Below are 826 nucleotides of genomic sequence, written 5' to 3'. Positions count from 1 at the left end.
CCAGCTTCGCGAGCCCGGCACGCGACTCGCTGATTACCGCCCGCCCCCTACCGAAACCGGCAACGTAAAAAGAAGCACGGTCCGCCTTAACCGGCAAGACCGTGCAACATCACCCGTCTACAACTCCGTGCTTCCTGATTCGCGTTTCGTGACTCCTGATCAGAACTCGTAGCCCACCTGGGCACGCACACCAACGTCACCCGTCGAAGCAACCGACACAGCGGAGTTGACGAGCCACTTGTTGTTTCTGGAGCGGTACGTTGCTCCCACTGCCGCAGCACTGCCGCCCTTGTAGGTCGCCCCACCGGCCGCGACAATCGTGCGTCCCGGGCCGGACGGCGTCATGTTCGGCATGGCCATCGCCGCAGCGATACCGGCGTAGGCGTTTTTGGCGACGTCGTTGATCGCCTGGTTGGTCTGGCTGAAGCGCTGGTCGGTGTAGCTGTTCGCCTGCTGCACGCCTTGCGCCACCGAACTGTTCATCTGGCCCACGTTGACCGCATCCGTATCCGCCGTACCCGCTGCGACATGGGTGATCTGACGCGGCTGGGTGGCCGAACCGACCGACACCGAGTTGTCGCGGTCAGTCACCGAACCCTGGCCCAGCGCAACCGAGTTGCTGTGGGTTGCCTGTGAACCCGTACCGATGGCCGTCGAGTTCGCGCCCGTCGCCGCTGCGTTGGCGCCGACTGCGAGGGCGTTATCCCCTGCTGCATTGGCGTTCGCGCCGATCGCCGTGGCGAGGTTGCCAGAGGCCACCCCACCTGCACCGACGGCCGTGCTTGCCGCGCCTGTACCCGGCATTTCCGCATTGACCACGGCACTA

Annotated in this window: 1 protein-coding gene; it reads right to left on the bottom strand. The window is 64.9% G+C overall.

Going from position 1 to position 826, the window contains the following annotated elements; genetic code table 11:
• Positions 1-159: 159 nt before the first annotated feature.
• The coding region (locus F6X37_RS35890) for a YadA family autotransporter adhesin (RefSeq protein WP_187614683.1) at positions 160-826 on the bottom strand (667 nt) is incomplete at its 5' end.

The sequence above is a fragment of the Paraburkholderia sp. 31.1 genome (assembly GCF_014397645.1).
Taxonomy (GTDB): domain Bacteria; phylum Pseudomonadota; class Gammaproteobacteria; order Burkholderiales; family Burkholderiaceae; genus Paraburkholderia; species Paraburkholderia tuberum.
Note: the sequence above shows the minus strand (reverse complement) of the source record. Positions and strands in the feature narration are given on the sequence as shown.